This is a genomic window from Pleurocapsa sp. PCC 7319, from assembly GCF_000332195.1.
GTDB lineage: Bacteria > Cyanobacteriota > Cyanobacteriia > Cyanobacteriales > Xenococcaceae > Waterburya.
This window is the reverse complement of the sequence record NZ_KB235922.1, coordinates 6015387-6042346: the sequence shown is the minus strand read 5'-3', so window position 1 is coordinate 6042346 and position 26960 is coordinate 6015387. Positions and strand designations below refer to the sequence as shown.

Here is a 26960-nt window from a genome sequence, read left to right as displayed (position 1 = left end):
AGTGGATCTACTTAATGTTACCTCGATGGTATGCTTTATTTCATGGTTGCATCATATATAGATTACTTGGCTTAAATCAATAAGGACAACAGGATAATTTTTTATTTTTAGATCAAATCAATTTCATTCACTCTCTATTTAAGTTGGCTGTGTTGAATTACAGTTGATTTTAAAGACACCCTTTATATTATTTCTTTTATATCAGCGTTAGGTAACAACCATATTATAAAAGATATGAAATACCCGATATAAGTCTAAATATTTAAAATATCTTAATCGGAATGCCATGAAGCCAAATATAGATTTGCAGAAGTTTCTAGCATCGTTTGATGAATTTATTCAACAGATGCGACAATTAGATAAAGCAGATAACCCCAAGTTGGTTTTAAAGGAAGTAATAGGGTGGACAAAAGGTCAACCTTTATTAACTAAAAAACTTTTACAATACATCTTACAATCTCAGCAAAAAATCAGAGCGGGGAAAGAAATAATTACAGTTGAAAAAATTGTCAGACAACGGCTAGTTAAAGAGTTCAAAAAAGATAATTTAACTTTGGAGATCAGGGGATTATGCTATCAAAAAGATTTAGAAGCTATTTACCAAAAAAACAATGGACTAGTTGAGTCACAAAAAGAAAGATACCTCCAAAAATCTCAGCTTGAATTAGGGTTGTCAAATCAACAATGCAAAACTATAACTGACCAATATATAGTATCAAATTTAAAAACAATTTTTCAGCCAAATGCTAACTCTATCTCGGTAAAAAATAATCGACCAAAAATTCATAATTTAAATCAGTATCAATCTGAACTAAAGAGAAAACCTAGAAGTTTACTCCGTAAAAAAAAGTTATGGCTTTTATTATTGATACCTTTAATCTCAATAATCTCAACTACTATAATTTTACGCTCGCAAAGAGATTTTCGATATTCTAATTCTGTTGACTCTAACTCCCAAAAAAATATTTGTATTGATTTAAATAGTCGTCAATCACCAAGAATGAGTCTGGGAGAAAAATTACTTGCCCCAGACTATCAAAATGTTCGCTCTCAAAGTGTAATTGCTCTATATGAAGGGGTAGCATCTTTTGCACGATGTGAATTTTCTACTGCGGCTAAGAAATTTCAAGTATCTTTAAATCTCAATAAAAATAATCCCGAAGCTTTAATATATTTCAATAATGCTAAAGTGATTAGCCAAGAGCATTTCAAAATAGCTGTCAGTGTTCCCTTGGGTAATATGCCAGAAGTTGCTCGTGAAATCTTGCGTGGTGTAGCACAAGCACAAGCAGAATTTAATCATCAAAATGGTATTAAGCAAAAATTATTGTTAGTTCAGATTGTTAATGATGATAACGATCCTGCGATTGTTCGTCAGGTTGCTCAGCGACTTGCTGAAGATCCCAAGATTTTGGCTGTAGTGGGGCACAACATAAGCAATGCTTCTCTAGCTGGGTCAGAAGTTTATCAAAAAGAAGGTTTAGTAATGATTTCTCCTACCAGTGGTTCTACAGAATTATCAGGGATTGGTTCCTACATCATGCGTACAATTCCCAGCGTGGCACTTATGGCTAATACTCTAGCAGATTATGCCTCAGTTAATTATTTTACCAATATTGTCGTTTGTGCCGATTCTGGCTCTTCTGCCAGTAGTTCTTTTGTTGAAGAATTTATCTCTGAAATGAACAATGATGGTGGTAAAGTCGCAGGGGTTAAATGTGATTTTGCTCAGAAAAATCTTGACCCTCAATCAATAGTTAAGCAAGCTATCTCTCAAAATGCTGATGCTTTACTTTTGGCTCCTTCCCTCAACCATATCAGTAAGGCGATCGCTATCTCTCAAGCCAACCAAAATAGATTACCTCTATTGGGAAATCATTCTCTTTATACTTTTGAGACTATTAAGCAGGGTAAGGAGCAGGTAGCGGGAATGGTTTTGCCTTCTCCTTGGATTCCTACTGCCACCTCTGATAATGATTTTTCCCAGAAGGCGATTGAATACTGGGGCGGTCAAGTTAACTGGCGCACTGCAACGGCTTACGATGCCACCAAAGCCATTATTCAAGGATTAAGATCATCTCAAACTCGCTCCCAATTGCAGTCTGTAATCACCCAGTCGGATTTCGTGGTGAATGGCGTAACGGGAAAATTCCGTTTCGACCAAGGCGATCGCCTTGGTAAAACACAGCTAGCCTATATTACAAAAGCTGACAAAAACTCCGAACAATATCAGTTTGCCCCCTTAAATTTGAATATCAACCTGGAGCGTTAGAATCTACGATAATCTATTTTTCAATTATTTTTCACTTAGTCTATGCTGGCTATATCTACTCGATTTTAACATCCAGCCAGTAGCTTCAGCTACGGTGACAGGGGGGCTAAAAAAACGGCCCTGCATATAGTAGCAGTGCAACGATTCCAGTAAATTTTTTAATTGTCTTGATTCAACGCCTTCAATGACAATTTGGAGATTGAGACCTCGACTTAGAGTAGCAATAGCATTAATAATAGCTAAATCCTTGGAATTAGGATTTAAATCCTTAACCAAAGAACGATCAATTTTGATGGTATTAAAAGGAAACTCCTTGAGATAGCTGAGAGAAGAATATCCTGTACCAAAATCGTCCATTGAAAGAGAGACTCCTATTTGATTTAAATCTAGTAAGACTTGTTTGGTGAGATCGGTATTTTGCATGGTTGTGGTTTCGGTAATTTCCAACTCCAACCAACGAGGATCTAAACCAGTTTTGTTTAAAATCCTCCCTATTGTTGCTACTAAGTGATAGTTACGAAATTGTCGAGCAGATAAATTGACCGAAACTGTCAAAGGGGATAAACCCATCTTTTGCCATATTTTATTCTGAGTGCAAGCTGTTTGTAGAACCCATTCTCCGATAGGGACAATAAGACCATTTTCTTCGGCGATGGGAATAAATAAGTTGAGAGGAACTAAACCAAGATCGGGGTGCTGCCAACGTAACAAGGCTTCCATTTTAACTATCTTACCTGTGGTAACTTCAACGATAGGTTGATAGTAAAGAACCAATTCTTCTTTCTCGAGAGCGAAATGTAAATCATTTTCTAAATTAAGTAATTCATAAGCTTGAGAGTTAAGGGTTAGAGTATAGTATTGATAATCATTTCGTCCTTGTTCTTTAACTCGGTACAAAGCAGCATCAGCATTTTTCAGCAACGTATCAGCATCTTCGCCGTCATCGGGAAAAATTGCAATTCCCATGCTACAAGTAATGTGTAAATAATGTCCTTCTAAATCAAAACTTGGTTTGAGAATTTCTAAAATTCTGTTGGCGATCGCGGTGACATCTTCTCGACGACTAATTTCAGGCAGTAATAGGGTAAATTCATCTCCACCCCAACGAGAAATAAGATCCTGTTCTCTGATGCAGTGCTTAAGTCTTTCGACTACATTTTTGAGGAGAAGATCGCCCACTGCATGACCCAAGGTATCATTGATGGTTTTAAAGCGATCTAGATCTAAGAAGATTACTGCCACCATCGTATTGCTATGACCAGCTTGAGTTAAGGCCTGAGCTAGTTTTTGGTCAAATAAGACTCTGTTTGGCAAGTGGGTCAAAGAGTCATGTAAAGCTTGATGTTGAATCAATGCTTGAGCCTTCTTATGTTCAGTGATATCTCGAAAGCTCCAGACTTGACCAATAGTTTGTTCGTGAAGTTGCTGTGCTTGAGCATAACATTCCAAAATTTTGCCATTTTTCAATTCCAGACAATCATAGTTATTCTGTACAAATTGAGTTTTTCTCTCCTGAAAATTAATCCCATAGGGTTCAGAAAGTTCTTCTAAAATTGAGCTGAAAATTGTTTCGTGATCGAGCTCAACTATTGAGGATAATCCCCAAATGTCAATAAATTTCTGATTATAACTAACAATGTTACAATTGTTGTCTAAAACTAATATACCGTCTGCGGTGGCTTCTAGAGTAGCCTGCAGGAGAGAAATCGAGCCGGCTAATTTTTGATTTACCTGAATTAAAATTCTATTTTGCTGTAATATTTGCTGTTCTTGTTGGTAACGTTTTACAGCTTCTTGAACAGTTAAAATCAGATCGGTTTCATTCCAGGGTTTAGTCACATAACGATACAAGGCAGCTGCATTAACCAGATTTCCTACCGCATCGGCATCAGCTTGCCCGGTTAACAAGATTTTTAATGTATTGGGATAGAGAGCGTGTAGTTTAATTAATAATTGATCTCCTGGCATTCCAGGCATGATTTGATCGGAAATAATTACAGGAATATCAATTCCTTTAGCAACTAAATCGGCACACAATGCGATCGCTTCAGCACCATTATTAACTAATTCGATCTCATATTGTTGACCAAGATTGCGTTGTAGTTGTTCGCCCAAACTATTGAGGATGACAAAATTATCGTCAACACAAATAATTGCTGCTCTAGTCATCATTTATTTTAGTGCTATAGCGATATTTAGAAACAGTAGCCAGAATTTGTATATCATCATCAAATATTGGAATTACTTTCCTGACTTGTTCGGCACTTGAACAAAGATCTTTCTCATAAAAAGTCTAAGTATTAACCATTAGATTGCTGCTCATTTTGTGATTCAGGAAGAATAGAAACTTGATGATTATTGCTCTCCAAAGCTTGGGTCGATTTAATGAGAGTAGCAGTTTGGGTTAAAATATCAGAATTTAGAGAATCTTCCCGACGAAACATAGTCCAAAGTCCTTTTTCATAATTAGAGGCGATCGCTAAAAAAGCACCAGCTAAAATATAAATTGGTAACGGGAGCATGAACTGTTTAAGCCAAATACTCAATTCCGCTAATACAAACAAAATCGCCACACTAACTAACCAAGCCTTAATCATTACTCCCCTCAATTTTCATAAAATTAATTGATACCTACCATCCCCAAGTTCCGGGTTCTCCTTTAAATGGTCCGACGATATCTTGGGTAATCCAGCCACCATAGAAGTCTCCTGCTTGTGCCTGAACTAGCTCATCATCGACATAACAAGCATCCATTTTACTGGGATAGAAAGCAACATAATTTTTAATAGGAGTAAAATTAGCACTAGGTTGAGTGTAGTACCATGCTGCATTAGCTACTTGTCGATCTTCAACTATCAGATCGTAATAATTAGCAAAACCTTTCCATTCACAAAAAGAGCGCTGGGAGTTCGCTGGTTGAAGATATTCAATTCTAATCTCTTTTGGAGGAATATAGTAAACTGGGGGATGACTTGTTTCTAATACTCGATACGTATTGCAACTATTGGCAATAGTAATCCCATTAAATACAATCTTAATCTGCTTTGACGATTGTTCTAAACGTGGTGGACGAGGATAATCCCAAACTGATTCTTGTCCTGGCTTTGGTTCAATACGCTGTGAATGACTCATTTATAAATCTCTCTTGTGATCTCTAACTTCTGGCTTATCCTTGAACAACTTGTTTAATCGTGGTGAAAGTTTCAACGCTAATTAAACCCTGACGATATCCTTTCTGATTAGACATTCCTAAAAAAACATTTTCTCCTCCGTCGGGATTACGAGAAAATCTGGGTGAAGTATTGATATAGACTAAGGCACTATCAATTTCTTGCACAAATTGACGACTTTCTTGATAAGATTCTGTAACAATACAGTCTGCGTGACCACTACTATAACGATTAATCCAAGATACTGCTTGGGATAAATCTTCTACGTAACGAAAGGCTACTACTTTACGTAGATATGGTCTTCTCCACTCTTCAGAGCTTGCCAATCTCAGATATTCAGGAAATTCTTCCACCAGCATTTCATCTCCTCGGAGATGAAATCCCTGTTGTTGCAGATTATTAAACAAGGATTGTAATACTGAAGGCTTGGCATTTTTGTGAATTAATACTTTTTCAATCGCATTGACTGCATCGGGTTCACTATCATGGCTATCAACAATTGCTTGGCGAATTAAATCTAAATTCCCACTAACTGACCAATACAGATAACAGTTGCCCATTGTAGTTCTCAAAACTGTTGCTGTTGCCTGTTCTGCTACTTGTTGTACTAAGCTGGGACGACCATAGGGGATGACCAAATTAAGATAGCGATCTTGGGTAACTAATTCTGGAATCGAAATTCCTAAATCGGGAGAAATATTTTCCACAGAGCCGAGAGGCAAATCAGTAGCAGCCAAAGCTTTTTTTAAGATAGCTGCAATGGTTTGATTAGAATTACTAGCAGAACTACAACCTCTAGTAATTAAACTATTTCCTGTTTTTAAACATATTCCTGCGGCGATCGCTGCTAGTTCGGGAAAAGCTTCATAAACTAGGGCAATTGTTCCTAAAGGTATTAGTTGACAATAGGTCTGAGATGGCTCTAACTGATAAGGAGCATTAATTAAGCGTCGCGTAGGATCAGCTGATTTAGATAACTGTTTTAAAATTGAGACTGTCATCTCCAATCTTTCTGGAGTTAATTTTAACCAATCAATAATTGGTTCAGAGATCGCCATCTCACGGCTCATTTCTAGATCTAAAGTATTGGCTTCGAGGATTTCATCAAAACTGCTTTCCATTGCTTCAGCTAGCATCCTTACACCTCGCCTTCTTTGTGATCCTGATACCTGAGCTAGTTTAGCTGCCGCTTTATGAGATGTACGAACTATGGACAGTATTTGACTTGTAGAACTTTGCATTGTTTTTTACTAATGCCGATAGACTACTAGCAGTGTTAGTAGCAGCAGCATAATCAAAATTAGAAATATTACTGCCCAAGAAATGATACTCTGTGCCATTAGCCAGCGCAAGACCACAGGTAATATAACTACTGCAAAGATAGTTAAACCAAAGACAAAAGCAAGCATTGTTGGGAGATAGCTCTTTGTCCAACGATGATAAACATTTTTCCAGCGATTTCCTGTCCATTGCCATGATTTCTTCTGATAGATGGAGGACAACTGCTCAATTATCTGACCATCTTTTTTAACCACGAAAATTTGTTGACAACGATCGCACCCTAGAGCTTCTGTCAAAATGATAGGCTTCAAGTTACCTTTTCGCCGACAGGGACAGGGATATTCGCTGCTTAAATCTATTTTTTGTGTTTTGTAAGGACGCACAAGAATTTATTAAAAATTTGACTGCTAAATATACATTGCCAAACATTATTTAAAATAAATATATTATCTCATGGATATTTTCCTTGTACTCTTCAATCTAATTTTAATAAAGCCACAAAGTTTTATGGATAATATAACCAGTTAACTGCTTTAACTTTTTTTAAGCGGGTGACGCGATTCGAACGCGCGACATTCACCTTGGCAAGGTGACGCTCTACCACTGAGCTACACCCGCATACCTGCCTCAAGGTTACAGCAAGCCTCGTCGCCTTATTTATCCTTGAATGGGGACGGCGGCATAATCTGTGACCGACCTAATTATGATGAACGATTTTTATATTTATGTCAACTATATTTTAAAAATTTTCTCTACCTAAAATCTTTATTCTTCTCCCGAAATTACAGGAAAATCTGCCGATCGCTCGGAAGGAATTGCCGCAATAATAGCATCAATAACTTTGGAAATATAAATAATTTCTAAGCCAATATCATCAGGGAGACTTTGCCCTTTGGGGACGATCGCCTTTTTAAAGCCGAGTTTAGCTGCTTCTTTGAGCCTTAGTTCCATCTGCGAAACTAGGCGTACTTGACCACCCAAACCGACTTCGCCAATTAAAACAGTACGAGGGTCAACTACGCGATCGCGGAAACTAGCCACAATGGAGATCGCCACTCCCAAATCAGCAGCGGGTTCTCCTACGCCTAGTCCACCTACTGAAGCTACGTAAGCATCAAGTTTAGACAAAGGTACACCAACTCGTTTTTCCAACACCGCTAATATTTGCTGTAGACGATTGTAATCAATGCCAGTCGTAGAGCGACGGGGAGAAGTATAACTAGTGGGGCTAACAAGTGCCTGTATTTCTACCACAATGGGGCGAGTTCCCTCACAGGCGACGACAATCGCTGTTCCTGGGGAAGCCTCATCCCGATTGCCCAAAAATAATTCTGAGGGGTTATCAACTTCTACTAAACCCCGTTCTGCCATTTCAAAGATGCCGATTTCGTGAGTAGCTCCAAAACGATTTTTAACTGAACGCAGGAGACGATGGGAGGCATAGCGGTCGCCTTCAAAATAAAGAACCGTATCAACCAAATGTTCTAATACCCTGGGACCGGCGATCGCGCCTTCTTTAGTAACATGACCGACAATCAGTAAAGTAATATTTTCTCTTTTGCCTACTTGCATTAATGCCGAGGTGCATTCCCTAACTTGTGCTACAGAACCAGGTGAAGAAGTTAAGGCAGCAAAGTGCAAAGTTTGAATACTATCAATGACCGCTACCTGAGGTTTTAAAGATTCTAGTTCTCTTAAAATCTCTTCGAGATCAGTTTCTGGCATTACGTAGAGATTATTTTCTTTTTTGGGAGGGGATTTCCCATTTTTCTTGGGACTGCCATTTTTAGTAGCTTCTTCAACCTCCAAGTCAATCTCCGCTACATCTAGGCGGGATGCTCGTAATTTTACCTGTTGTCCTGACTCTTCTGCGGAAACGTAAAGAATACGGGGTAGATTGTAGGATAATTTATTGGCTACCTGTAATAGTAAAGTTGATTTACCAATACCAGGATCGCCACCTATTAAAACCAGAGAACCTGGAACGACGCCACCTCCTAAAACACGATCAAATTCTCCATAACCTGAAGGAAACCTCTCTTGGACATCATTACTGATTTCAGAAAACTTTAACGAGACTCTTGGTTGAGCTTCCCCAGAGGCTTTGGGATGAGAACGGGTATTGGATTGCCAACCGCCCCGACTATATCCTCCCCCAGAGGAAACTTTAATTGGTTCTTCAGAAATTGTGCCAAACTCATTACATTCTTTACATAATCCAAACCATTGACTATACTCAGCACCACATTCATTGCAGACATATATTTGTTTAGATTTAGCCATTTTCTTAAGAAAAATTAGAGATTTAAAGCAATAAACAAATAAATTAGTAAACTTTTATGAGTAATACCAGGTTAATCCTAAGAAATTTTAATAGCCTCAAAGATAAATTAAATCTGAAAAAACTTCTAAATTATACGAATTGTTAGGATAATCGCCCTAGAATAGACGTTTATCTTAACCAAATCAACTCCAACAGGATAATCTAGATTACAAGGCAATAAAAACTTAACTTAATTATCGGTAATTTAACTTAAATAAGGAGTGTATACTAACTTGGAAACGAATAAAGAGAAGATATTAGTAGTCGATGATGAGGCTAGCATCCGCCGCATTTTAGAAACTCGTCTTTCGATGATTGGTTATGATGTGGTAACTGCTGCAGATGGGGAAGAAGCCCTAGAAACCTTTCGTATTGCTGAACCTAGTTTAGTCGTCTTAGACGTGATGATGCCTAAATTAGACGGTTATGGTGTCTGTCAAGAATTGCGGAAGGAGTCGGATATTCCCATCATTATGTTGACGGCTTTGGGAGATGTTGCTGATCGCATTACAGGTTTGGAGTTAGGGGCAGATGATTATGTGGTAAAGCCTTTCTCTCCCAAAGAGCTAGAAGCTAGAATTCGCTCTGTCTTACGCAGAGTTGAAAAAAATGGTGCACCTGGCATTCCCAGCTCGGGAGTAATTCATGTCGGCTCAATTAAAATCGACACTAACAAGCGTCAGGTCTATAAAGGTGACGAACGCATTCGCCTAACAGGGATGGAGTTTAGTCTACTAGAATTACTGGTTAGTCGTTCTGGCGAGCCTTTCTCTCGTTCAGAAATTTTACAAGAGGTTTGGGGTTATACTCCTGAACGCCATGTAGATACCCGCGTAGTAGATGTACACATTTCTCGTCTACGTGCCAAATTAGAAGACGATCCTAGCAATCCCGAACTAATTTTGACTGCTAGAGGCACGGGGTATCTATTTCAACGTATTTTAGAGGCGGGCGAAGAGTAATCAAGCTAATCTAGATCGAGTTTGCAAGTTGTGGGTGATGGGGAAAACAATTACACCTTCCCATCTTATATTTTTGGTAAATCATAAATTTGGCAACTTGAAGTAGTTCAAGTTAGGAGCTAAAAGTAATTAGCTAAAAACTTTCCAGTCCTTGATAATTGATTATTGCTCACCGACCGTTGTTAAAGATGAGTAAAACTGATGCCAATTACATACTAAGGTTGTTACCCATCTTTGCTGGTGGATTAGGTGGTTTATTATTGTTGATTAATCGTCTGCTAACAATACAGCTGACCGATTCTCAGGCGCGTTCGGATGCTTTAGGGATAATTGAAGGAGCAGTATTAATTTTAGTTGGTTTACTTTGGCAACAAATTCAAGCACGCACTCCCGACACAGTAACTTTAGTCGGAGAAACTGGCTTAGAATTTGCCCCCGAACTTTCAGAAGTGGCTAAGACTGAGTTAGCCTGGGCTTCGCAATTACTATTGACAAATACAGTAACGCGATCATTAGTAGTTTACTACGATGATCAAACTATCTTGCGCAGAGGTGTTTTAGGTGAAAATTCTCAAGTAAAACCAGGAGCGATCGTTCAACGAGTTATATCTAAAAACAAACCTGTCTATTTAGTCAATCTGAATCTCTACCCAGGTAAAGTTGAATTTGATTATCTACCAGAAAATACCCAGGGGTTAATCTGTCAGCCTATTGGCGATCGCGGAGTCTTGATTTTGGGTGCTAATGCCCCCCGTAGTTACACTAAACAAGATGAGAAGTGGATTGAAGGGATAGCTGATAAATTAGCTGTAACTCTAGCCAACTCTAATTCTAAATGAGTTCGGAGTTTGGAATTCGGAATTCGGAGTTTGGGGTTCAGAGTTCGGAATTTAGGACTTGATTGTCGGCTGGGTTAGCGAGGGCATAACCCAAAGAAGCTGAGCTTTTAGAATTATGACTTCAGAACCTTTTCTAAAGCATCTAAAAGTAGCAAAACGTTTTCTGGACGGCTATTGTAACCCATCAAACCAATACGCCACACTTTACCGCCCAATTCACCTAAACCACCGGCAATTTCAATATTGTATTCAGTCAGTAGTCTTTGGGCGATCGCCTTGCCATCTACTCCATCAGGAATCCTCACTGTAGTCAGGGTAGGTAAACGAAACTCGCGATCAACATGACAAGTTAAGTTTAATTCTGCCAGACCCTCCCAGAGCATTTCCGCATTTTTTTGATGACGTTGCCAGCGTTGCTCTAGTCCTTCCTCTGCAACTAAGCGTAGTGATTCCCGTAAACCATAATTTGTGTTAATCGGGGCAGTATGGTGATAAACCCGCTGTTCGCCCCAGTATTTAGCTAATAGTGACATATCTAGATACCAGTTGGGGACAGGTTTAGTACGGTTATTTAATTTCTCCAAGGCACGATTACTCATGGTAAACGGGGAAGCACCAGGAGGACACCCTAATCCCTTCTGACTACAACTATAAGCAAGATCAATTCCCCAGTCATCAAGATAAAGGGGAACACCACCCAGGCTAGTGACAGTATCCACCAGTAACAAGCAATTATGTTGACGACATAATTCGGCGACCCCTTCTAATGGTTGACGAGCTCCAGTAGAAGTTTCTGCATGAACTAAGGCTAAGATTGCTGGTTTATGAGTTTCTAAATTAGTTTCAATATCTGCCAAGCTAAATACTTGTCCCCAGGGCTTAGTCATGGTGCGCACATCACCACCGTAACGCCCTGCCATATCTACCAAACGATTACCAAAGTAGCCTTTTACACCTACGAGAACCACATCTCCTGGTTCGACCGTATTAGCCAGAGTTGCTTCCATAGCAGCTGTTCCTGTCCCACTAACAGAGATGGTGAGTTCGTTTTCAGTTTGCCAAGCATAGCGCAAAAGATCTCCAATTTCATCCATCAACGCCAAATAACTAGGGTCGAGATGTCCTACCGGACCAATACTCATCGCCGCTAAAACTCTAGGATTAACATTGGCAGGACCAGGTCCTAATAACAAGCGGGGAGGCATATCCAGTTGTTTGGTTTTAATCCGATAGCGATCGCTAATTGCTGTAGTTGCAACCATATTTTTTCTAAATAGGTTATTTCATAATGTTTTTCTTTGCTTAGTGTACTTGATGAGCTTGAGAGAAAAAACTGCAACATTTAAAGACTTAAAGAGAAGCTCTCTGGAAGTTAATTGAATCAAGTAGTGATTCAGTATTCTCTCCACAGATATTGATTTATTGTTATTAAGAGTGGCAACATGGAATAATTAGGTCTAGCATAATAAATCTATTCAGTTTGCTATTAAGCAGACGAAAATACAGTTCACAATCGGTTACTCTAAGCCCTCAAATTAATCACTATCAGCATCTAGAGAGTTAGAATTAATGGTCTCTGCCACAGTTAAACTACCCACCCTCGATTTAGCCCAAATCAATCAGCAACTAGAAAATGCAGAAGCACTATCATTAGTTGAATGGAGTGCTGCCACTTTTGGCGATCATTTAGTCATGAGTACTAGTTTTGGCATTCAAGCGGCGGTAATGTTGCACTTAGTGACCAAGGTAGTGCCTAAAATTCCAGTAATCTGGATTGATACAGGTTATTTGCCCCAAGAAACTTATCAATTTGCCGAACAACTTACTCAAAGACTGGAACTAAATCTTCACGTTTATCAATCTCCTATTTCCCCAGCTCGTATGGAAGCTTTACATGGTAAACTCTGGGAACAAGATGATATAGAAGCTTTTAATCTTTACGATCAAATCCGTAAAGTTGAACCGATGCAACGAGCTTTAAAAGAACTTCGAGCTACTGCTTGGTTAGCCGGACTCCGCAAAGACCAAACTGAACATCGGCAGAATTTAACCAGAGTTGAACAACAAGAGAGTTTATACAAGATATATCCCATTTTAGATTGGAATGCTCGGGATATTTATCAATATTTAACTGCTTACGATCTACCCTATCATCCTTATTTTGACTTAGGTTATGTCACTGTTGGAGATTGGCATTCTAGTCGCCCTCTAACTGCTGATGATACAGATGGAAGAGATACTCGTTTCCGTGGTTTGAAACAAGAATGTGGTTTACACCTGCCCCAAACTGCTGGAGAAGAAGAAAGTCTCAATTCTAGTAGTCTTTAAGACAACTATTTTTCCAAGAGCGAACTGATCTCGCTCCATTCAATCTGAATTTTAGGAATGCTAGAACATCAATTTAGTATTCCTAAATTCTTGGTTGATTCAGAAAAGGAAGATAAGTAATACCGTTTTAAATTTAAAAGACAACAGTATCGTTTGTGTAGGGGCGCATGGCAATGCGCCCTTACGATCAATGTGTAGTCAAAGCTATTCAATTTGGTATAAGTTTGCATCAATCAATCTAGCGAACGATTGATGCGTTCTCGTTTGGCTATTTCCTCTAACGATAACTAAATATAGCCGTACAAAGTTACGTTAGGACAAGTTTATTTGATTGCTCGTAAGTAACGAGTAACGAGTAATGAGTGTCCTAATAAAAGTTCGTATTGCTATATAAAGAAATTTTATAATTCAAGATATGTATTTGTACTTTGAGATTTGCTAACTTAAAATAACCTGTCAATATGAATTGCGTATGCAAAAGACACTTGGCTATTCAAGGAGAAAACTATGACTACAACTGTAGCTCCAAAGGAAGGCTTATCTTGGCTATTTAGAGAAAAATTCACTTTTAAAGAATTGCCTAATGCTCAATCATTCGATGGTTATTTTAAGTCGCTTTTGATTTGTGTCAACGGCGATGACCAACTAACCTCCCAAGAAAGGGAGTGGGTAGTGGGATATGCTGCTGCTTATGGAGCATCAGATTCTCTAATCGAGGAGTTAAAATCCTATGCAGCATCTGAAGATATCGACCAAATTGTTTCTCAAAACAAAGTCTCGGACAGTTCTCGGCGTTATCTCATTTACGATGCTATTCAAGCGTGCGGTGCTGATGGTGAATATAGTGAACCAGAACAAGCTACTGTGATCAAAATGGCAGCTAAATTGGGCATTCCTGAACGTGTAGTCAATGAGATTGAATCTATCTATCTTGAAGAAGCTAAACTTCGCGAGAAACGTTTAGCTTTCATGTATCCTTCGGGAACTCCTATCTAAATGCTATCAATGCTATCAATATTAATTAAAGTTGAGAGCGTATGTCAGTTCTCAGCTTTATTAACTCTTTTTATGTCATTTATCAACATTAAAAACAGAAAGAAACGAGAACAATTTTTATCAAAATATTCTAATAAACTATCAATTTCAATTACAACTTAAATTACATTTCAGGTATTTTACTAATATTAATACCTAAACAATTCAGCTATGATGCCCGTGATTTCATTCAGATTAAATAGCAATAAAGCATCTATGGGGACATATTAGACATCCTCCTAATCACCGGCAAAGAAATTTTTGATTTTGTCCCCACATGAAAATTGCTTCTAAAAAATATAACCCGACAATGATATTTGGGAGTAGAAAGGTAACTAGAAGTGTAATTGCTTTTTTGCTCTCTCTGATATTGATTCTTAGTTTTCGAGCAGCAAAAATTTATTTCCGCTTTTATTCAGCTTCAACTAGCAAATGATGTGGGCGTTTTGAGTAATCTCAAGCAAGAGTTGGACTCTGGCAGAATGCTCCTGGTAGATGGCAGGTATATGCACAAGACTAATATCGTCTATACCGGGATAGATATTAATGAAATCAGAAATTTGGATGAAAAAAATTCATCCTATTTAGTTGATTTTTATTTATGGTTTCGGTTTCGAGGGGATATAGATGCAGATAATATCGAATTCACTAACTATGGAACCGATCGCATGGATTCAGGGGATAAACTGGAATTAGACGATCCCATTGATGAAAAAGTAGTTGACGGCATAACTTATCGAGTATATCGAGTCAAAGCCGATTTTAAAGAGAAATTTCGCTTTGATGATTATCCCTTCGATCTCCAAAGATTAGCAGTTCGATTTCGCCACGCCAACCTGACACGAGATAATTTGATCTATGTAGTTGATGTGGTGGGGATGCGGGATACTATCGCCCAAGAAGTAATATCCAATTGGCAGGAATCAAATGTATTTGAGACTATTAGCGATTGGGAAGTCAAAGAAGTCAGATTTTTTCAAGATATTCTTCGGAATGATTCAACTTTAGGCAATCCCAAATTTTTTGATTCTGATTCTGATTTAAAATATTCTCGATTTAATGCAGTGATTGACATTAAGCGAGATCGGGTCAGTTTTGCGATCAAAAATCTGCTGCCTCTGTTATTTTTTGTGGTTTTATCGTATTTACTACTGTTTTTACCGTTCGACCAAATTTCTGTTGAGGCAGTAAGTGGAACCCTTTTGGAGATCGTCTTTTTTCATCTTAGTCTTTTAGAGGGTTTACCCGAAGGAATCGGCTATGTCGTAGCCCTCGACTATGGTTTTTATATTATCTATGGGTTAATCGGCTTAGAGCTTTTACTAGTAGTCATTGGTAATAAACCAGGAATCAGAGAAAATCAAGCGGCAATTTATCGTTTAATAATCATTGGTAGAATCGTTTTTCCCACTATTTTGTTAATTAGTGCGATCGCTTTTTTCTATCAGTATGGCAACTTAAATCTGTTTACTAAAGAAGCAAATCAAAACCTAATGAATCTTAATTCAAAACCTCTGGTATCTAATGCTGATTTAGTAGATGAGGCTCGTAACCAAGATCGGGTAACTCTGACTTTTGGTTCATGGCGTACCGATGATGAATTACAAATGAGTAAGATATTAGCAGCTTTTAAGGCTAGGTATCCCAATATAAATATCAAATTTTTGCCTGTTCAAACCAAACTATACAATAAAGTTCTAGAAGATCGACTCAAAGCTAGTACAGCTCCAGATATATTTTATTTACGTTCTTTTTCTTTTTCTCAAAGACTATTTGACACTAGAGAATTAGCCATATTGACTGATTTACCAGGATTAAAGGAGAACTACACTTCAGAGGTTCTTGAGCCTTGGACAACCGAACAAGGAAATATTTACGGTGTGCCAGTGATGGCTGTATCTCATGGCATCTATTACAATCTTGATTTATTTGAGCAATTAAACTTAGAAATTCCTCAGAATTGGGCAGAATTACTCAGCGTTGCCCAAATCTTGAAAGATAACGGTTATATTCCTTTTGCCAATGGTTCGGCAGATTCCTGGGCAGCGGCAGAACTCATGTTGATGAATTTAGCTCCTAACTATCTTGGCGGGCGCGAAGGAAGATTAGAGTATCTCAATGGTTCGCGATGTTTTAACGATTCTCACGTAATTGCTGCCTTTAAGGCGATCGCCGATCTGCGACCTTTTCTACCAGATAATCAAAAAAACGTTAGTTACTACGATAGTCAACAGTTATTTATACAGGGTGAACCAGCTCAGAAGTGTCGACTTTTAGAGCCAATAAATTAATTCAATTTAGATTTTTGAGCAGTAAAATAACTAATATAGCCGTACAAAGTTACGTTAGGACAAGTTTATTTGATTGCTCGTAAGTAACGAGTAACGAGTAACGAGTAATGAGTGTCCTAATAAAAGTTCGTATTGCTATAGTTACAGTTAAATTTAAAATCGAAATAAATGTTAATATCTCCAGATTTACCAATTAATCGTGAAAAATTCCTTCGAGAAGATAGGGTATTAACGATTACTGGAGCAACATGGCAAGATTATCAAAATTTTAATTCTGAAGAATATCCAGGGTATCGAGTCTCATATTTTCAGGGAGAAATTTTTATCGTGTCACCAGGATTAAACCATGAAATCATTGCCTCTGTAATTGATCGTCTGATTCTTGCTTATTGCGATAAATATGAGCTTTTAGAATTCCCTTTTCGACAAACAAGACTAGAATTAACAGGTCAAGCGGGAAGAGAACCAGACATAGCATATAGTTTTCAAACCAGAAAGTCTCAGCCAGATTTAGTAGTTGAAGTAATTTTTAGCAGTGGCGATATTGACGAGCTGAAAGCAAGTTATAAAAATATTGGTATTCCCGAACTGTGGATCTGGAAAAAGAATAAAATTACTTTTTACTTGTTAAACTATAACGATTATCAGGAAATTAGATTCAGTCGATTATTGCCCAAAATTGAAGCAGATAATTTTCTTGAATTTATCAATCGTGCCTTCACCGAAAGCCCTGCTGTAATTAAAAAAGATTTTTTAAAAGTGATTTAAGTAAGCGGGCAATATTTTACTTACTTTACTGAAACAATGCTCAAGTTAAATCAGGGGCAACAATCCGAGAAATTATTTCTTGTAATGGTAAAGATTGATTTTTCATTTTTTAAGCTCTAAGCTTTAAGCTTTAAGCTTTTGGATAAGTCTAAAGTTCATCAATTATTCATTTCCCAGAGTTTAGAAGTTTCTGCATCGAGATGGTTAATTTGATTGGCTAAATTATAGTTATCTGTAGCCACAGCCAAGGGCATACCATGCATATTCCCTGACGGGGTCGTATATGGGGAATGAATATCGGCATGAGCATCAATCCAAACCACACCGAGACGGCGCTCGGGAAATGCTTTTTTGATTCCAGCGATTGTCCCCGCAGCTGTTGAATGATCTCCTCCTAGCACCAAGGGAAACAAGCCATCTTTTAGGGTAGATGCCACTATATTGGTAGTGCGCTCAAATACTTTGTAAATAGCATCGATATATTTAGCGTGAGTATACAGTTTTGAGCCTTTAAGGGCATGATTCTCGTTTTGTACGCTGCGGTTATCTAAACTAACAATACCGTTTTCGGCTCGCATTCGGGCAGTTTGTTTAGCGATCGCCACTTCTTTCAGAAACTCAATTCCTTTTTGATGCGCCTCGCTTGCCTGCACCTAAATCGGAATCGACTTCAATTAATGCAATGGAAGATACTTCAGCTACCTTGGCATATTGCAGCAAAATCTTCTTAAAACTACGTAGGGCATCTATAGTTATTTTAAGTATCGCGAGGGAGAACACCATCATAATTGATGCGGTTTAATAATTTCTGGCGATCGCTCGCTGCTATTCCACGTCCTAAAACCTCTAAGGCTTCCATAATTTCTGCGCGGGTTAATACTCCATCTCCATTGGCATCAAAAACTTGATAAACACGCTCAAATTCAGCCAGACTCTCAGCAGCAATATTGAGTAAAGTTGTCATTCAGTTCAGCTCCTCAGCCAGTATTTAATCTTCTATTTTTATTGACAAACTATGAAGACAATAACGAATCTTGTTCGTTTAACGCCCAACAACTATTATAGTTAAATAGCTTTTATTAACTGCTCATTTTAGCAGTACTTCGTAATTTCTCAATCAAGCTACAAAACCAATAAATTCCGTCAATATTGTCATGACTTCAATATCATCAGTTGCCTTGGAAAATCAGCAATTATTGTCTCCTACGTGGCGTTTGACTCCTGGCTACATTGAAGATAGTGGTTCGGATGTAGAGTCGGTACATATTTTGTTGGGTCGCTTTTTAACCGATCGAGACTCGGCAGATCCGTTACCAGAAAAAGAGTTATTTTCTGAAGATGGTCAGTTTGAATGGGGTTATGCTCAACCGTTAGAAAAAACGATCGCCTCTGAATCTGACTTAAATTTTCTGGCACAATGTCCCAATTTATTTCGCAATGCCATTTCGATCATTGAGCCTTGGGAACACGTGGGGATGAATGATCTTGGAGAAGAAGTAAGAGCTTCTAAAAATGTCGCTTTTATGGCACAAAAGATCGCTGACTGTGACTCGATTTTATTTCCAGTTTGGTCTACAGGCACATTCGATTTAAACAAAGTAGTACCGATAATCAGTTCTAGTATGGCAGTGGTATTAGAAGGAGGGAAACCTTCGGTTCACGATTCAGCTCAATGGACTAAACCCAACTGCTCGCGGGATAATATGTTTGCTTTGGTAGAAAAACTCTTGCTATCGCGATCGCCCCGTAGTGCGCCAGCTATTTTTATTTGTGTCAGTCATCAACTCGCGGCAGAATGTCATATTCGTCTCTTGCGTCAAGCAGTTAAAGCAGTCTTAGATACTGAAATCCTCAAGCGAGATGAAGGGGGTGAAGCTTTAGCTTCCCTCAAAGCAGCCTGTGAAAAAATTAAATCTGTAGGGGAAAACCTCAAAATTGAAAAGCGTGACGGTCGTATAGTCGCACAAGGCTGGCATGATGATAACTTTGCGGTAGTCCTCAATGAAGAAAAAGAAGTAGGCGATCGCGTTTTACTGCCTTACAAAACTCCCAAACAAAATGATTCATCAATTCCAATTGAACTACTCGATACTCATGAAGTGATGGCAGATGAACTAGAGGGAGTGATTGATAATGCGATTCTGCGTTATGAAAACGATATTAATATTGCCATGTTTCACTCTGATGAAGTGAATGAAGAAGCAATTCTGTTTGCCAATTGGGCATACATGACTTTGCATAATGCGATCGTTCCCCATCGCTATACCGTAGCGGCTAGCCCTCTATCCTGGCTCTTACAAATGCCTTATGCAGTGGAAATTTTGGCATCTACCGAAGCTAATGGGGAAATTTTGACTGAGTGTTCTTGTACCTGTATCAACTACAAGGATTTTGAAACTAAAAAGATTCGTCGTTCTTTTACCTGTCAGTTTCATCCAGAACTTCTTTCCGATCTTAGAGACATTGGCAAACGTTCCGCGCCATCTTACGCCGAACTCAAACAAAGCGACGGTATGCGATTGTTAGCGAGGTTGCTTTATGAAGGAATGCAGGAATAGTATTAAGCTCAATTTTTAAAGTGTGCCTTTAGACTAACACGCAGATCGGAAGACATGGAGATAGAGAGGTTACTTTTGACTGCGGTTTGAACTAGCATTTCGGCAACATAGTCTAAATCACTTTGAGTATATACCCCTCGTGGAATTGCCAGCCTTACTAACTCTAATTTAGGATGTACCATTTTGCCCGTTTCTGGGTCGGGATCGGCAAAGGCAAAAGAACCGATTTCCCCAGTGCGAATTTCTCCTTCGAGGTATAGCTGTACTGCTAAAGCTTGACCTGGAAATTGTTCTGGGGAAATATGTGGTAATAATTTTCCAGCATCAATGAATGGCAATTTCCCGCTCCTGGCGATCGAGCATTTTAATCGGCTCGACCATTTTGATCCAAAATGGTTCTGGATGATAAATAGTCATTTTTACTTCTGGTTTTATTAATTTTTTATTCTAAAAGAAAATATGCTACTTCATTCAAAGTCATACCTAAATTATGAATAGTAATGTGTTTTAAATTACATTGACGAAATCAATTTAAAAGAATTTTAATTATTTTTATAAAGGTTTTTATGATTTACTATTGTTGGTAGTTCTAAATGACTATTTAATTTAGAAGTTTCCGATCATCCATTAAGCAGATAATTTAACTACTTTAAGGAGAAAAGTATGACTACTGCTGTAGTTTCCAAAGAAGGGTTATCTTGGCTATTTAAAGAAAAATATACTTTTGACGGTGATGGTGAATTAACTTCGGAGGAACGAGACTGGGTGGTTGGCTATGCTGCTGCCTCTAGAGCATCAGACTCACTAGTTGAGGAGCTAAAATCTTGTACAGCATCCGAAGATATTGAGCAATAACTTGCTCAAGGAAAAGCTTCAGATGGTTCTCGACGGTATCTAAATTTATGATGCAATTAAAGCTCGTAGTGCTGATGGCGAGTATAGCGAACCAGAACAAGCTACTGTAGCTAAAATGGCAGCTAAATTGGGTATTGCTGAAGATGTAGTTCAAGAAATTGAATCTATCTGTTTAGAAGAAGCAAAGCTACGTGAAAAACGTTTGGCTCTGATGTATCCTTCGGGAACTCCTATTTAGGGTTGTCTCGATCAAGATTAAAGCACATAGGGAATTGGCTGTGTACCCTATGTGCTTTAAAGTAATTGATTAGAATACGTTGTGGTCTAGTTTGATTATCTCTTCTCCTACAATTTGTCAGCATCCAAACCACTTGCTAAACTGACTGTTATTCTAAGATTCAGAAGTAGATGGACTATCCACTTTATCCGATGGGTTTAAATCTTTTGCTGCTTCTAATTTCGCGCTCATACTGACAGATTCCTCAATTTTCTGCGCTTCTCGCTTAAATTCATTTTCAAACTCTTTAGAAGCGTCTTGGAAACTACGGAGAGTCTTGGCAACGCTACGACCAATTTCAGGCAATTTTTTGGGTCCAAATACTAAAAGAGCCACAATTAAGATCAGAGCCATTTCTGGTAATCCGATGCCAAAAATGTTCATTATATTAACTTCCTTGACCTAAATATTTAATTGATAATCATAATAATAGTCTGATCCTCAGCTCCTAGAGGATCAAACCAGATTATTAGCAAATTAATCTTTATCGATTTCAGAATATAGCGTTTATCGACTTAAACTTCTCCAATCCACATTGACTCCTTCGAGGATTAAGGAAGAATTATAAAGTTGCAAAATAATTAAGAGGAAAACTAGAAATAAAGCCATAAAGACTCCCATTAATATGGTTGTTCCCCAGCCTGGAGCGACTTTACCATATTCAGAATTTAAAGGCTTGAGAATATCTCCCAAACGAGTTTGCTGTGCCATAGTTCAATAATGATCTAATATCGAATTTTTCGTAATCTTCTGTAATATTATAAAGGAAGAGTAATCATAATTTATATCTACTTATGGAACCCGCAATAGTTCTTAGCATCAGTATAGGGGCTGTATTAGTCGTTATTACTGGGTATTCTATTTATACAGCTTTTGGTCCACCATCAGCTGAACTTGGAGATCCTTTCGAGGATCACGAAGACTAAAACGAGTTAATCAACTGTCAGGAGAAGTTTAGTTAATGTACTCCTGACTTGTTTGGTTAATTTAACCTAGACAGCCAATTAAGAATCTTTTCATTAACCACCTCAGGATTTTCATCGTGGGGGCAATGTCCTGCTTGGGGAACAATTTGAAACTGTACCTTAGGATTATTGTTGGCTAGGTCTTGATATATTTTGGCTCCTGAAACGGGGGTCCAAGGATCTTTTTCTCCCCAGACCACTAATAAAGGATGTTGCAGGTCAGGTAAAAGTTCTGCTGGAGATTTACCTGCTGGAGCAGTCAAAACCGAAGCAAAGACTTGTTGTGCTCCACGATCGCAAGAAGGTCGATAAAGCATTTCAACTAATTCATCAGTCACAGCAGTGCGATCGCTATAAACTTGATAGAGAGTCCGGCGAATTCGGTTTGGGCGACGAATATTATTAAAGATAAATTTTCCAGTAACAGGGGAACGGATTAATTTGGTGAATGCTCCCATGACCATACCCAAAATAGGATTAAGATCTCCAGGACGGTGATTTAACCCTCCTGCGCAGTTAATTAATACTCCGCCACTGGCAATTTCAGGATGGTTAGTAATCAGCATCAAGCTAATTAAAGCACCAATGGAATTACCAATAAAAACAGTCGGTTGGTTAATATGTTCTGACCAAAAATCCTTAATTTGTTCTTGCCAAAGTTCGAGAGTGTAATTTAATGGAGCTTTATCAGAACCACCAAATCCGAGTAAATCTAGGGCGAAGACTTGATACCCTGCCGAGGCTAGTACCGGTATATTTTTTTGCCAATGTCCGATAGATGCACCAAAGCCATGAATTAACAGCAATGGTTCTCCTTGCCCGGCAACAGTGTAGCGAATCTTATGACCTTGCCAAGTCCAGTCTAATTTTTGCCAACTGTAATTTTGGGTTAACGATTTTGTAATCACAATATTTTAATTATCTTGATCTTGAAACAGTCTTTTTTGATGATAAACCAATCAGAACTGTTAACTCTTTAACGAAAAGGGGGATAATAAATATCTCACTCTTGTTTTTAATTCTTTCTCTGATTCGACGTAAAGAAACGAGTGGGTTTGCCCTGCTTATTTTGACTTGAGCTTGTCAGCTGTTGATTATTAATTTTGCGATCGCTTCATAAGCTAAAGCTTTGAAAGATCCTTCTGCAACATTTTGCTGATCTTCCTCTTGCAAACTATACAATTTGAGTTTACAAAGACATTATCCAACAATCATGAGGGATAACACCGAAATTTTGGAGATTATCAGTCATAAAAGCAGTCTAGTCCCACTTAAATCTTATTTATCCTACAGTTGGCCATGACTCAGAGGATCTGATGCTTGAACTTTTTCAAATGCTCTAAATTCATTGCTCCTAACCCTGTATCTCTTTTATCAACGTTTTGGCAATTTACTGGCAGTCTACATCACTCCTTGATTAAACAAAAAAATAACTGTATCGCCTATTTTAACTTGAGTTAGTTCGGCAGATGATGAAATAATTGGACAATAGCCTAAGGTTAATTAGAGTTATAAAGCTAAAGCTAGCAGCTAAAAGCTACCTAAATCATGGCTAAATTAAAATCCAAGCCCTGTGATATTTGCAGCAACTTAGTAAATATTCGTTATCGCATTCAATACACAAAACAAGGAGACTGGGTAATGGTTTGTCCTGACTGCTGGGAACAAGTCAGTAAAAATAACCTTTACTATCGTTATGGGGGTACTTGGAAAGCAAAGTCAAGAAATTGAAAATGGAAAATTAACAATTGAGGATTAATCAGCAATCAACTTCAACTATCAACCAAAGTTTAACCAAACTTATAATGCTTTTTAACTGCTTTGTTGATCTTCCAGGTGCAAGGCATTCCCTCTGGAAAAGTAACCAGATCCCCTTTCCCCATAGTTACTGGTTCACCACCATCAGGAGTAACGACAACATCTCCTTCTAGGAAATAGCAAGTTTCGCGATCGCCATAGGTCCAAGGAAATTCAGATTCTTCTTTCTCCCAGATTGACCAGTTAAAAACACCTAATTGATTGAGTTGTTCGGAACTAGGTTGAGATGTAACAAAAATAGCTGCGGTTTTTTGACTCATAGAATTTGATTATAAATGAGACTAAGTTATTGTTGAGACATATTATTATATTAAGTCTCTAGTATGCGTCAAAAAAAGCTAATCTATGACTTAGTGTTTAGCGAATCTGGTAATTCCAGCCTTGCTATACTAGGCACTATAGACGCTATCAGTATTAACAAATCCTATTTAACTAAAGTATGCAGCCTACCGATCAAAGTAAGTTTACTGAACAAGCCTGGGATGCGATCGTTAAGTCCCAAGAAGTTGCCAAATTATTTCAGAACCAAAACTTAGAGGTAGAGCATTTGATCTTGGCAGCCTTGGAGCAAGAGGGGCTAGCTATAGCGATTTTAGATAAAGCCAACGTTGACCCGATCCGTCTCAAGCAACAGTTAGAGATGTTTACTAAGCGTCAACCCAGAATAGGTTCGTCTCAACTTTATCTAGGTCCTAGTCTTGACCGAATGTTAGATCGAGCAGAGGCTTGTCGTAGCAGTTGGGAAGATAATTTTATTTCGATTGAGCATTTCTTGATGGGTTTTGCTGAAGATGCGCGCATTGGCAAGAAAACTCTCCGTAGCTTTAATATTGATCCCCAAGACTTAGAACAGGTAATCAAATCTATTCGTGGATCCCAGAAAGTAACTAAACAAAATCAAGAAGAACAGTATCAGGCTTTAGAAAAGTATGGGCGAGATCTGACCGAAGAGGCAAAAGCGGGCAAACTTGACCCTGTAATTGGTCGGGATGAAGAAATACGTCGGGTAGTTCAGGTACTTTCTCGTCGTTCCAAAAATAATCCGGTTTTAATTGGGGAACCCGGAGTTGGTAAAACAGCGATCGCCGAAGGATTAGCGCAACGGATTGTTAATGGTGATATTCCCGAATCTCTGAAAAATCGTCAATTGATTTCCTTGGATATGGGTAGCCTAATTGCTGGGGCAAAATATCGTGGTGAGTTTGAAGAACGTTTACGAGCTGTTTTAAAAGAAGTAACTGAATCTAGTGGACAAATAGTTTTATTTATTGATGAGGTACATAATGTCGTTGGGGCAGGAGCGCGGGAAGGTTCTGGTTCAATGGATGCAGGAAATTTACTTAAACCGATGCTCGCGCGGGGTGAATTGCGTTGTATTGGGGCAACCACTTTAGATGAATATCGCAAAAATATTGAAAAGGATCCTGCTCTTGAAAGACGATTTCAGCAAGTTTACGTAAAACAGCCTTCTGTCGAAGATACTATTTCCATTCTGCGGGGACTTAAAGAAAGATACGAAGTGCATCATGGCGTGACCATTACCGATTCTGCTTTGGTTGCGGCTGCTACCTTATCACAGCGTTATATTACTGATCGCTTCTTACCCGATAAGGCGATCGACCTAATCGACGAAGCGGCAGCTAAGTTGAAAATGGAGATCACTTCTAAACCCAGCGAATTAGAAGATATTGATCGCCGCATTATGCAGTTAGAGATGGAAAAAGTCTCTTTAACTGGGGAAAGCCAACGTCCTGGAATGTTAACCATAGACAAAGCAGCCAAAGAACGACTTAGTAAAATTCAAGCTGAAATTGATTCATTAAAGGGTAAACAAGGTGGGCTTTCTGCTCAGTGGCAATCAGAAAAGAAATTACTAGACGATATTAATGCCCTCAAAGAAGAAGAAGAAAAAATACGCCTACAGGTAGAACAGGCACAGAGAGACGGGGATTTAACTCAAGCTGGAGAGTTACAATACGGTAAATTACCAGTCATCCAGCGAGATTTAGAAGCGAAAGAAACCAAACTAATTGATATTCAATCCCAGGGAACGACTCTCCTCAGAGAACAGGTGACAGAATCGGATATTGCCGAAATTGTCGCCAATTGGACTGGTGTACCGATTAATCGACTCTTAGAATCAGAAAGACAAAAATTACTCCAACTAGAGGGACACCTCCATCAACGAGTTATTGGGCAGCAAGAACCTGTAGCTGCGGTTTCAGCAGCTATCCGACGAGCAAGGGCAGGGATGAAAGACCCTGGTAGACCAATAGGTTCATTTTTATTTATGGGACCTACAGGGGTAGGAAAAACCGAATTAGCCAGAGCCTTAGCCGCTTTCCTCTTTGACAGTGAAGATGCGATGGTACGGATTGATATGTCGGAATATATGGAAAAACACGCTGTATCCCGTTTAGTGGGAGCGCCTCCAGGATATATTGGTTTTGAAGAAGGAGGGCAGCTAACGGAAGCAGTACGTCGTCGTCCCTATTGTGTTGTGCTGTTGGATGAAGTAGAAAAAGCTCATAAGGATGTATTTAATATCTTGCTTCAAGTTCTGGATGATGGCAGAATCACCGACTCTCAAGGACGAGTAGTAGACTTTCGCAACGCTATTATTGTCATGACTAGTAACGTTGGTAGCGAGCATATTTTGAATGTTCAAGGAGAAGACCAAGATTACGAAGAAATTTACAAGCAGGTGAATCAAGCACTGAGAAGTCATTTTCGCCCTGAGTTTCTCAATCGCATCGATGACTTAATTATCTTCCATGGATTGAAAAAAGAAGAACTCAAACAAATTGTCACCATTCAAATTGCAGGTATACAACGCTTGCTAAGTGAACAAAAAATCACGATTGAGCTATCTCCCGCAGCCCAAGAACGTATTGTCACGGTCGGTTACGATCCAGCCTACGGTGCGCGCCCTCTCAAACGAGCAATTCAACGGGAATTGCAAAATCCGATCGCTACGATGATCTTAGAGAATGCTTATACCCCAGGAGACAAAATTGTGGTGGATTGCGTGCAGGAACGTCTCACCTTTGGTAAAGAGTCGTCCCAAACTGTTGAGCCAGAATCAGCTAAGCCACCAGCCAAAACGAAAAAAACAACTAAAATCAACAAAGCTGTTGGAAGCAAAGAGAAATCTCAATCAAAATTACCATCAGAACCAGATGAAAAACCTCAAGTTGTTTCGTCTGAGACATAGACAT

General features: G+C 38.6%; 27 protein-coding genes and 1 tRNA gene. 13 read left to right on the top strand and 15 right to left on the bottom strand.

The annotated features are described in order from the left end of the window. The first annotated feature begins 286 nt into the window (after positions 1-286). Positions 287-2272: an ABC transporter substrate-binding protein gene (locus PLEUR7319_RS38720; RefSeq protein ID WP_019509218.1), complete on the top strand. Its 1986-nt coding sequence runs from the start codon at positions 287-289 to the stop codon at positions 2270-2272. Between the two features lie 24 nt (positions 2273-2296). Here PLEUR7319_RS38720 and PLEUR7319_RS0131425 read toward each other — a convergent pair whose 3' ends face one another. The 7 genes from PLEUR7319_RS0131425 to radA form a co-directional block, all read right to left on the bottom strand. Next, positions 2297-4444 carry an EAL domain-containing protein gene (locus tag PLEUR7319_RS0131425; RefSeq protein ID WP_237743649.1) on the bottom strand — a complete coding sequence of 716 codons (2148 nt, stop codon included), beginning with the start codon at positions 4442-4444 and terminating at the stop codon, positions 2297-2299. Positions 4445-4572: 128 nt separating this feature from the next. Next, complete coding sequence (locus tag PLEUR7319_RS37340) at positions 4573-4869, bottom strand: hypothetical protein (protein ID WP_019509216.1); 297 nt, start codon at positions 4867-4869, stop codon at positions 4573-4575. A 34-nt stretch (positions 4870-4903) separates the two neighbouring features. Then, complete coding sequence (locus tag PLEUR7319_RS0131415) at positions 4904-5404, bottom strand: DUF427 domain-containing protein (RefSeq protein WP_019509215.1); 501 nt, start codon at positions 5402-5404, stop codon at positions 4904-4906. 34 nt (positions 5405-5438) lie between these two features. After that, the gene (locus tag PLEUR7319_RS0131410) at positions 5439-6683 is read right to left on the bottom strand and encodes a glutamate-5-semialdehyde dehydrogenase (protein WP_019509214.1); all 1245 of its coding nucleotides are present in this window, start codon (positions 6681-6683) and stop codon (positions 5439-5441) included. Positions 6684-6692: 9 nt separating this feature from the next. Beyond that, on the bottom strand, positions 6693-7106 hold the full coding sequence (locus PLEUR7319_RS0131405) for a hypothetical protein (RefSeq protein WP_019509213.1): 414 nt from the start codon (positions 7104-7106) through the stop codon (positions 6693-6695). Positions 7107-7269: 163 nt separating this feature from the next. Beyond that, positions 7270-7341: transfer RNA gene (locus PLEUR7319_RS0131400), tRNA-Gly, on the bottom strand. Positions 7342-7488: 147 nt separating this feature from the next. Beyond that, positions 7489-9006 (bottom strand): DNA repair protein RadA, encoded by a 1518-nt coding sequence (gene radA / locus PLEUR7319_RS0131395; RefSeq protein ID WP_019509212.1) that lies wholly within the window; start codon positions 9004-9006, stop codon positions 7489-7491. A 273-nt stretch (positions 9007-9279) separates the two neighbouring features. On the opposite strand from radA, the gene rpaB reads away from it, so the two are divergent. Continuing rightward, positions 9280-10008 carry a response regulator transcription factor RpaB gene (gene rpaB / locus PLEUR7319_RS0131390; RefSeq protein ID WP_019509211.1) on the top strand — a complete coding sequence of 243 codons (729 nt, stop codon included), beginning with the start codon at positions 9280-9282 and terminating at the stop codon, positions 10006-10008. Between the two features lie 188 nt (positions 10009-10196). Beyond that, entirely contained in the window at positions 10197-10847 is a 651-nt protein-coding gene (locus PLEUR7319_RS0131385) for a cofactor assembly of complex C subunit B (RefSeq protein WP_019509210.1), read from the top strand. 113 nt (positions 10848-10960) lie between these two features. On the opposite strand, the gene PLEUR7319_RS0131380 is transcribed toward PLEUR7319_RS0131385, so the two are convergent. Continuing rightward, positions 10961-12109 (bottom strand): alanine--glyoxylate aminotransferase family protein, encoded by a 1149-nt coding sequence (locus PLEUR7319_RS0131380; protein ID WP_019509209.1) that lies wholly within the window; start codon positions 12107-12109, stop codon positions 10961-10963. A 307-nt stretch (positions 12110-12416) separates the two neighbouring features. Here PLEUR7319_RS0131380 and cysH point away from each other — a divergent pair, with 307 nt between their 5' ends. The 4 genes from cysH (at position 12417) to PLEUR7319_RS0131355 (ending at position 17269) form a co-directional block, all read left to right on the top strand. Further along, positions 12417-13175, top strand: coding sequence for a phosphoadenosine phosphosulfate reductase (gene cysH / locus PLEUR7319_RS0131375; RefSeq protein ID WP_019509208.1), 759 nt, complete (start codon positions 12417-12419; stop codon positions 13173-13175). 507 nt (positions 13176-13682) lie between these two features. After that, a complete protein-coding gene (locus PLEUR7319_RS0131370; protein WP_019509207.1) occupies positions 13683-14171 on the top strand; it encodes a TerB family tellurite resistance protein in 489 nt (162 codons plus the stop codon). Positions 14172-14647: 476 nt separating this feature from the next. Further along, positions 14648-16501 (top strand): extracellular solute-binding protein, encoded by a 1854-nt coding sequence (locus PLEUR7319_RS38715; RefSeq protein WP_019509206.1) that lies wholly within the window; start codon positions 14648-14650, stop codon positions 16499-16501. Between the two features lie 168 nt (positions 16502-16669). Further along, positions 16670-17269 (top strand): Uma2 family endonuclease, encoded by a 600-nt coding sequence (locus PLEUR7319_RS0131355; protein WP_019509205.1) that lies wholly within the window; start codon positions 16670-16672, stop codon positions 17267-17269. Between the two features lie 158 nt (positions 17270-17427). Here PLEUR7319_RS0131355 and PLEUR7319_RS37325 read toward each other — a convergent pair whose 3' ends face one another. After that, complete coding sequence (locus PLEUR7319_RS37325; RefSeq protein ID WP_019509204.1) at positions 17428-17922, bottom strand: arginase family protein; 495 nt, start codon at positions 17920-17922, stop codon at positions 17428-17430. Positions 17923-18026: 104 nt separating this feature from the next. Beyond that, positions 18027-18233, bottom strand: coding sequence for a hypothetical protein (locus PLEUR7319_RS0131345; protein WP_019509203.1), 207 nt, complete (start codon positions 18231-18233; stop codon positions 18027-18029). A gap of 190 nt (positions 18234-18423) precedes the next feature. Here PLEUR7319_RS0131345 and PLEUR7319_RS0131340 point away from each other — a divergent pair, with 190 nt between their 5' ends. Further along, entirely contained in the window at positions 18424-19827 is a 1404-nt protein-coding gene (locus PLEUR7319_RS0131340; protein ID WP_019509202.1) for a hypothetical protein, read from the top strand. Between the two features lie 8 nt (positions 19828-19835). On the opposite strand, the gene PLEUR7319_RS0131335 is transcribed toward PLEUR7319_RS0131340, so the two are convergent. After that, the gene (locus PLEUR7319_RS0131335) at positions 19836-20165 is read right to left on the bottom strand and encodes a hypothetical protein (protein ID WP_019509201.1); all 330 of its coding nucleotides are present in this window, start codon (positions 20163-20165) and stop codon (positions 19836-19838) included. 325 nt (positions 20166-20490) lie between these two features. Between PLEUR7319_RS0131335 and PLEUR7319_RS42315 the strand changes: the two genes are divergently transcribed. Together PLEUR7319_RS42315 and PLEUR7319_RS43255 are read left to right on the top strand one after the other, a co-directional pair. Next, entirely contained in the window at positions 20491-20682 is a 192-nt protein-coding gene (locus tag PLEUR7319_RS42315; RefSeq protein WP_019509199.1) for a hypothetical protein, read from the top strand. Between the two features lie 115 nt (positions 20683-20797). Next, complete coding sequence (locus PLEUR7319_RS43255; RefSeq protein WP_019509198.1) at positions 20798-20920, top strand: hypothetical protein; 123 nt, start codon at positions 20798-20800, stop codon at positions 20918-20920. A gap of 153 nt (positions 20921-21073) precedes the next feature. Here PLEUR7319_RS43255 and PLEUR7319_RS0131320 read toward each other — a convergent pair whose 3' ends face one another. Both PLEUR7319_RS0131320 and psbH read right to left on the bottom strand, forming a co-directional pair. Further along, complete coding sequence (locus PLEUR7319_RS0131320) at positions 21074-21343, bottom strand: TatA/E family twin arginine-targeting protein translocase (RefSeq protein ID WP_019509197.1); 270 nt, start codon at positions 21341-21343, stop codon at positions 21074-21076. Positions 21344-21466: 123 nt separating this feature from the next. Beyond that, positions 21467-21670, bottom strand: coding sequence for a photosystem II reaction center phosphoprotein PsbH (gene psbH, locus PLEUR7319_RS0131315; protein ID WP_019509196.1), 204 nt, complete (start codon positions 21668-21670; stop codon positions 21467-21469). 83 nt (positions 21671-21753) lie between these two features. On the opposite strand from psbH, the gene psbN reads away from it, so the two are divergent. Next, positions 21754-21885, top strand: coding sequence for a photosystem II reaction center protein PsbN (psbN, locus tag PLEUR7319_RS0131310; RefSeq protein WP_019509195.1), 132 nt, complete (start codon positions 21754-21756; stop codon positions 21883-21885). Between the two features lie 56 nt (positions 21886-21941). Here the strand turns inward: psbN and PLEUR7319_RS0131305 are convergent, their stop codons facing one another. Further along, positions 21942-22832 carry an alpha/beta fold hydrolase gene (locus tag PLEUR7319_RS0131305; RefSeq protein ID WP_019509194.1) on the bottom strand — a complete coding sequence of 297 codons (891 nt, stop codon included), beginning with the start codon at positions 22830-22832 and terminating at the stop codon, positions 21942-21944. Between the two features lie 640 nt (positions 22833-23472). On the opposite strand from PLEUR7319_RS0131305, the gene PLEUR7319_RS0131295 reads away from it, so the two are divergent. After that, entirely contained in the window at positions 23473-23655 is a 183-nt protein-coding gene (locus PLEUR7319_RS0131295; RefSeq protein WP_019509192.1) for a hypothetical protein, read from the top strand. 59 nt (positions 23656-23714) lie between these two features. Here the strand turns inward: PLEUR7319_RS0131295 and PLEUR7319_RS0131290 are convergent, their stop codons facing one another. Beyond that, a complete protein-coding gene (locus PLEUR7319_RS0131290) occupies positions 23715-24002 on the bottom strand; it encodes a cupin domain-containing protein (protein ID WP_019509191.1) in 288 nt (95 codons plus the stop codon). A gap of 179 nt (positions 24003-24181) precedes the next feature. Here PLEUR7319_RS0131290 and clpB point away from each other — a divergent pair, with 179 nt between their 5' ends. Then, entirely contained in the window at positions 24182-26956 is a 2775-nt protein-coding gene (gene clpB / locus PLEUR7319_RS0131285) for an ATP-dependent chaperone ClpB (RefSeq protein ID WP_019509190.1), read from the top strand. The last annotated feature ends 4 nt before the right edge of the window (positions 26957-26960 follow it).

What these genes read in the sequence shown, in the direction of transcription:
- PLEUR7319_RS42315 (WP_019509199.1), top strand. Translation starts at nt 20,491, where the DNA reads ATGACTACTGCTGTAGTTTCCAAAGAAGGGTTATCTTGGCTATTTAAA.
- PLEUR7319_RS0131345 (WP_019509203.1), bottom strand. Translation starts at nt 18,233, where the DNA reads ATGACAACTTTACTCAATATTGCTGCTGAGAGTCTGGCTGAATTTGAG.
- cysH (WP_019509208.1), top strand. Translation starts at nt 12,417, where the DNA reads ATGGTCTCTGCCACAGTTAAACTACCCACCCTCGATTTAGCCCAAATC.
- PLEUR7319_RS0131340 (WP_019509202.1), top strand. Translation starts at nt 18,424, where the DNA reads ATGACTTCAATATCATCAGTTGCCTTGGAAAATCAGCAATTATTGTCT.
- PLEUR7319_RS38720 (WP_019509218.1), top strand. Translation starts at nt 287, where the DNA reads ATGAAGCCAAATATAGATTTGCAGAAGTTTCTAGCATCGTTTGATGAA.
- psbN (WP_019509195.1), top strand. Translation starts at nt 21,754, where the DNA reads ATGGAACCCGCAATAGTTCTTAGCATCAGTATAGGGGCTGTATTAGTC.
- clpB (WP_019509190.1), top strand. Translation starts at nt 24,182, where the DNA reads ATGCAGCCTACCGATCAAAGTAAGTTTACTGAACAAGCCTGGGATGCG.
- PLEUR7319_RS0131355 (WP_019509205.1), top strand. Translation starts at nt 16,670, where the DNA reads ATGTTAATATCTCCAGATTTACCAATTAATCGTGAAAAATTCCTTCGA.
- PLEUR7319_RS0131385 (WP_019509210.1), top strand. Translation starts at nt 10,197, where the DNA reads ATGAGTAAAACTGATGCCAATTACATACTAAGGTTGTTACCCATCTTT.
- PLEUR7319_RS0131380 (WP_019509209.1), bottom strand. Translation starts at nt 12,109, where the DNA reads ATGGTTGCAACTACAGCAATTAGCGATCGCTATCGGATTAAAACCAAA.
- PLEUR7319_RS37340 (WP_019509216.1), bottom strand. Translation starts at nt 4,869, where the DNA reads ATGATTAAGGCTTGGTTAGTTAGTGTGGCGATTTTGTTTGTATTAGCG.
- PLEUR7319_RS0131290 (WP_019509191.1), bottom strand. Translation starts at nt 24,002, where the DNA reads ATGAGTCAAAAAACCGCAGCTATTTTTGTTACATCTCAACCTAGTTCC.
- radA (WP_019509212.1), bottom strand. Translation starts at nt 9,006, where the DNA reads ATGGCTAAATCTAAACAAATATATGTCTGCAATGAATGTGGTGCTGAG.
- PLEUR7319_RS0131425 (WP_237743649.1), bottom strand. Translation starts at nt 4,444, where the DNA reads ATGATGACTAGAGCAGCAATTATTTGTGTTGACGATAATTTTGTCATC.
- PLEUR7319_RS0131295 (WP_019509192.1), top strand. Translation starts at nt 23,473, where the DNA reads ATGGCTAAATTAAAATCCAAGCCCTGTGATATTTGCAGCAACTTAGTA.
- PLEUR7319_RS43255 (WP_019509198.1), top strand. Translation starts at nt 20,798, where the DNA reads ATGGCAGCTAAATTGGGTATTGCTGAAGATGTAGTTCAAGAAATTGAA.
- psbH (WP_019509196.1), bottom strand. Translation starts at nt 21,670, where the DNA reads ATGGCACAGCAAACTCGTTTGGGAGATATTCTCAAGCCTTTAAATTCT.
- PLEUR7319_RS0131370 (WP_019509207.1), top strand. Translation starts at nt 13,683, where the DNA reads ATGACTACAACTGTAGCTCCAAAGGAAGGCTTATCTTGGCTATTTAGA.
- PLEUR7319_RS0131415 (WP_019509215.1), bottom strand. Translation starts at nt 5,404, where the DNA reads ATGAGTCATTCACAGCGTATTGAACCAAAGCCAGGACAAGAATCAGTT.
- PLEUR7319_RS0131410 (WP_019509214.1), bottom strand. Translation starts at nt 6,683, where the DNA reads ATGCAAAGTTCTACAAGTCAAATACTGTCCATAGTTCGTACATCTCAT.
- PLEUR7319_RS0131320 (WP_019509197.1), bottom strand. Translation starts at nt 21,343, where the DNA reads ATGAACATTTTTGGCATCGGATTACCAGAAATGGCTCTGATCTTAATT.